Here is a 5,753-nt window from a genome sequence, read left to right on the forward strand (position 1 = left end):
CGGCCTTGAGGATGGCCAGCAGGCCGACCACCATCTCCACCGAGCGCTGCATGGCAATGCCCACGCGCGTCTCCGGGCGCACGCCCAGGGCGATCAGGCGGCGTGCCAGGCGGTTGGCCTGGGCGTCGAGTTCGGCGTAGGTCAGTCGTGCGGACTCGCAGGTCAACGCCATCGCATTTGGCCGCTGCTGCGCGCTTGCCGCAAAGCGCTGGTGCAGGCAGGCGGGCTGCGCAGGGTTGAGGGCAGGTCCATTGCGGGTACTGCGGCGCGCACTGCGGTCCAGAAGCTGCGCCTGCTCATCGCCGGGCAGCAACTGCACCTGGTCCAGCGCGCACTGCGGCGCATGCGCCAGCGCCTGCAGCAGCAGCGACAGATGCGCGCCCATGCGCTGCACCGTGGCCGGCTCGAAGCGCTCGCGCACATAGGTAAAGCCCAGTTGCAGGCTGCCGTCGGCGCGGCGGCTGGCGTGCAGGGTCAGCTCGAACTGGGCGGCCAGGCCGTCCAGCTCCAGCTTCTGGATCTCCAGGCCCGCCAGGCCGGCCGCCTCTTCGTGCTGGTAGTTCAGCATCACCTGGAACAGCGAGCTGCCGTCCAGGCTGCGGCGCGGCTGCAGCGCCTCGACCAGTTGCTCATAGGGCAGATCCTGGTGGGCCAGGCCCAGGCGGACCCGCTCGGCCAGTTGGGCCAGCAGCTCCTGCAGGCGCATGCGGGGATCGAGCCGGCCACGCATCACCAGCGTGTTGACGAAGAAGCCGACCAGCGGCTCGGCCTCGGGCTGGTTGCGGTTGGCCACGGGCACGCCCACGCGGATATCGGTCTCGGCGGTATAGCGGTGCAGCAGGGCCTGGAACCCGGCCAGCAGCGCCACGAAGAGGGAGGTGCCCTGCTCGCGGGCGCGCTGCTCCAGTCCGGCCACCAGGCTGGCGGGCAGATCCAGCCGGTGCCAGGCGGCATGCCAACGGGTCTCGGCGCCCGGCGCGCGGGCATGGTCGGCGGGCAGCTCCAGATGCAGGTCCTGACCACCGGCCAGCTCGGGCAGCCAGTAGTCCAGCAGGCGCTGCCTTTCCCCGGCCTCCAGCCAGTCGCGCTGCCAGGCGGCGTAGTCGGTGTAGGCAATGGGCAGCGGCGGCAGGCGGGTCGGGCGCTGCTGCACCAGTGCCGCGTACAGGCCGGCGAACTCCTCCAGCAGGATCTGCATGGAGCGGCCGTCGGAGATGATGTGGTGCATCACCACCACCAGCAGGTGCTGGCGGCTGTCCAGGCGGACGGCGGCCACGCGCAGCAGCGGGCCGCGCGTCAGGTCAAAGGGCGTGAGGCACAGGCGCTCGGCTTCGGCCAGGGCCCGTTCGCGCCGCTGTGCGGCAGGCAAGGGGGTCAGGTCGATCAGCGGCATCTCCAGGGCCAGCTGCGGCACGATGCGCTGCCGCGCCAGGCCGTCGGGGCTTTCCTCGAACACCGTGCGCAGTCCGCCGTGGCGCTCCAGCAGCACGCCGAACGCCTGCCGCAGGGCCGCCAGATCCAGCTCGCCATGCATCCACGAGGCCTGGGCGATGTGGTAGGCCGAGCTGTGCGGGTCCAGCTTCCACAGGAACCACTGGCGCAACTGCGCATGGGACAGGGCTTCGGTCTGGTCGGACGATGGTGCGCGCACCGGGATGGGGAAATGCGAGAGATCCAGTCCCTCGGCCCGGATCTTTTGCAATGCCAGCGTGCGCTGGGCAGGGCTCAGGCTTGCAAAGCGCTCGGCGATTTGGCGCAGGCGGCCACGGTCCATCAGATATCTCCCAGAGTTTCGAGAAAGGAATCCAGCGCATCGAGCGCCTGCGCATCCGCGCCTGTCGTGCCTGTTGCACCCGCAGCATCCGCGCCGCCATGGGCCGGCAGGCGCACCAGGCCCGCCATGTCCTGCAGCACCGGGGTGCGGAAAATGTCCTGGGCGGTCAGCCCCGCAGCACCTGCCCCCTGCAGCCGCGCCAGCAGTTGCACCACCTTGAGCGAGTGCCCGCCACGCTCGAAGAAGCTGTCGCGGCGGTCCACGCGGCCACCGCCCAGCAGCTCGGACCAGAGCCCGGCCAGCATTTCCTCGGCCTGCCCCGAAGGCGCCTCGTAGGACGGGCCGGACGGTGCCTGCGCCGCAGGCAGCGCGGCACGGTCCACCTTGCCGCTGTTGTTCAGCGGCAGCGTGTCCAGCACCACGATGGCGGACGGCAGCATGTAGTCGGGCAGGCCGCTGGCCAGTCTTGCGCGCAGTGCCGCAGCGTCCAGGGGAGGGCCTGCATGCAGCGGTGCATGTAGAGATACGTGCGCCACAAGGCGCGTATCGCTGCCGCCCCCCGCTGCCGTGACCACGGCCTCGCGCACCTCGGGCTGGGCCAGCAGTGCGGCCTCCACCTCGCCCAGCTCGATGCGGTGGCCGCGGATCTTGACCTGGTGGTCCAGCCGGCCCAGGTATTCGAGCGCGCCATCGGCATTGCGGCGCACCAGGTCGCCCGTGCGGTACAGGCGTTCGCCAGCCGCGCCCGGTCCCGCGAAAGGATCGGCCACAAAACGCTCTGCGCTCAGGCCCGGCCGCTGCCAGTAGCCGCGCGCCAGGCCCTGGCCGCCAATGAACAGCTCACCGGCCACGCCTTGCGGCACGCAGCGCAGTCCTTCGTCAAGCACCAGCAGCCGGGTGGCCGCGATGGCCTGGCCCAGGGTGGCGGCATCGCCCTGTACCTGCTGCAGGCTGGACCAGATCGTGGTCTCGGTCGGGCCGTAGAGGTTCCAGAGGTCCACGCCCGCCGCGCGCAGCAGGGCGATCAGGTCCGGCGCAAGCGCCTCGCCGCCGCACAGCGCCTTCAGCGGCCGTGCCGCCTTCCAGCCACCGGCCAGCAGCAGGCGCCAGCCCGAGGGCGTGGCCTGCATCACGCTGGCGCGGCTGCGCTCCAGCAGCGCCGCCAGCGCGGCCGCGTCGCGCACCTGCTCGCGCCCGGCCACCACCAGCTGCGCGCCCACGGCCAGGGGCAGGAAGATCTCCAGGCCCGCAATGTCGAAGGACACGGAGGTCGTGGCCAGCACCACGTCCTGCGCCTGCAGGCCCGGCTGTGCCGCCATGGACTGCAGGAAGTTGGAGAAGGCCGCATGCCGCACCACCACGCCCTTGGGCCGCCCGGTGGAGCCCGAGGTGTAGATCACATAGGCCGCCTGGTCGCCATGCACCTCGACGCGGGGCGCGCGTTCCGTGCCTGCCTGCGGCCCTGGCTCCCTTGCCTCCACTGCCTCCACTGCCTCCGGTACCTCCAGCGCCTCCAGTTCCAGCACCTTCGGCACGCTGGCGGCGAGCAAGGCCAGCCGGCCCGGCGCCAGGCCCGAGGCCAGCGCCAGGCAGGCCCCGCTGTCCTGCAGCATGTACTGCATGCGCTCATCGGGCAGCGCCGGATCGACGGGCACGTAGGCAGCGCCCGCCTTGAGGATGGCCAGCAGGCCGGCCACCATGGCGGCCCCGCGCTCGGCCACCAGGCCCACGCGCTGCCCGGGCCGCAACCCCTGGGCGATCAGGGCCTGCGCCAGGCGGCTGGCCCGCCGGTCCAGATCGCCGTAGCTGAACACCTGCCCGTCCGCGGCCAGGGCCGGGGCCTGGGGCCGCTGCCTTGCCTGCGCCTCGAACATGCGGTGCACCGGCAAGGCCTGCGGCCAGGAGCGGGGGTTGCAGGCCTGCGCCAGCAGCGCCTGGCGCTCGGCCGGGGGCACCACGTCCAGCGTGCGCAGGTCGCGGCCGGGCTGCTGCTGCAGCGCCTGCACCAGCGCCTGCAGGGCCTGCTGCATGTAGGCGCAGACGCGCCCGGCCCCCACGCTGCGCACCACCTGGGCGACGAGCACAAAGCCCTGGCCGTCGTCATCCACGGCCATGCCCACGGGATAGTTGCTGCGCTCGGGGCGGCCCAGCACCTGCACGCCGGCCCGGGCCAGCTCTTGCGCAGCGCCCTCGGCCGCGCCATGCCGGTAGTTCAGCAATGCGCTGAACAGCGGCGTTCCCGCAGGCAGGCCGCTGCAGCGCTGGGCCAGCGACAGGCTGGCATGCTCGTGCTGCAGCAGGGCCGCAAGCGCCGCCGCCGTGCTGCGCAGGCCCTGGAGCACGCTGCCTTCGCCCAGCGGCAGGCGCAGCGGCAAGGTGTTGATGAACATGCCCAGCGCCTGCTGCGCACCGGCGCCGCCGTCCATGCGGCCCATCAGCACGGTGCCGAAGACCGGCTCCTGCCTGCCGCTGGTGCGGGCCAGCACCAGCGCCCAGGCCAGGTGGCAGAGCGCGGCGGGGCTGACCCCGTGCGCACGCGCCTGGCCGCGCATGCCCTGGGCCAGTGGGGCGTCCAACCGCAGGCGGGCCTCCTCCATGCCACGGCCATCGCCTTGCACGTCCAGCAGGCCGAAGGCGGCCGTGGGCTCCTGCACATCGGCCAGCATGCGGCGGAAGAACCGCTCGTGCGCCTCGGCCGCCACACCCTGGCGCGCCTGCGCCACAAAGCGCCGGAAGGGCACGGGCACCGGCAGCTCGGCCACGCGGCCCTGCTGAAGCCGCAGCACTTCCTGCAGCAGCAGGTCCAGCGTGATGCGGTCCATCACGAGGTGGTGACTCAGCAGTTGCAGCAGCCAGCGGCCTTGCCCGGCATCGTGCGCGGCCCGCGCCCCTATCATCGGCGCCTGCCGCACGTCCAGGCGCAGGTCGTGGCTGCGCAGTTGCTCCAGCATCTGCGGCACCAGTGCCTCATGTGCCTCATCCGCACCAGGCCACTGCAGCTGCAGCGGTGCCTGGCGCAGCACCACCTGCACGGGCTCGGACAGCCCCTCCCAGAGCACGGCCGTGCGCAGGATGTCATGGCGCGCGATCACCTGGTTGAGGCTGTGCACGAAGGATTGCAGCTGCTCGCGCGCCCCGAAGCTCAGCAGGTTGGGCGAGACGAACACATCGCCCCCGGACTGCAGCAGGTGGTGGAACAGAATCCCCTCCTGCAGCGGCGCCAGCGGGTAGATGTCCTGGATATTGGCTGCGCCACCGGGCACCGCAGCGGCAATGCGTGCAATCTCATCTTCATCCAGCGCCACCAGGGTCAGCATGTCCGGCGTGATCGCCGTGCAGCCTTCGGGGATGCCGTTGGGTGGCACGTCGATCTCGCCGGCCACCTCCTCCCCTTGCTCACCCTGCGGCTCCTGCTGTTCCTCCAGTACCGCCTGCGCAAACTCCGCCAGCCTCGGGTGCTGGAACAGCGTGCGCACCTGCACGCGCAGGCCCTGGGCGCGCACGCGCTCCAGCAGACCCAGGGCGAGCAGCGAATGCCCGCCCAGCTCGAAGAAGCCGTCCTGCCGGCCCACTCGCTCCACGCCCAGCACCTCGGCCCAGATCTTCGCCAGCGTTTCTTCCAACTCGCCCTGCGGTGCCTCATATTGCTGGGCACTCGCCATCTCCGGCTCGGGCAGCGCCTTGTGGTCCACCTTGCCGTTGGCCGTCAAAGGCAGGGCTTCGAGCACGACGATGGCCGAGGGCACCATGTAGTCGGGCAGCACCTGGCCCAGCCGGTCCTTGAGCAAACCGTCTTCGACTGGCGAATACAGCGAGACATAGGCCACCAATCGCGCCCCGCCTGCACCCTCCCTGGCCAGCACCACGGCCTCGCGGACCTCGGCCTGGGCCAGCAGTTGCGACTGCACCTCGCCCAGTTCGATGCGGAAGCCCCGGATCTTGACCTGCTGGTCGGCACGGCCCAGGTATTCGAGTTCGC

General features: G+C 71.5%; 2 protein-coding genes. Both read right to left on the bottom strand.

Features of this window, described 5'->3' with window-relative positions; translation table 11 throughout:
- The coding region (locus tag AC5I49_RS08450) for a condensation domain-containing protein (RefSeq protein WP_495789175.1) at nt 1–1,774 on the bottom strand (1,774 nt) is incomplete at its 3' end.
- Nucleotides 1,774–5,753: amino acid adenylation domain-containing protein (locus AC5I49_RS08455; RefSeq protein ID WP_495789176.1), on the bottom strand; the 3,980-nt coding region annotated here is incomplete at its 5' end. The genes AC5I49_RS08455 and AC5I49_RS08450, both read right to left, overlap by 1 nt.

The sequence above is a fragment of the Delftia sp. genome (assembly GCF_059499305.1).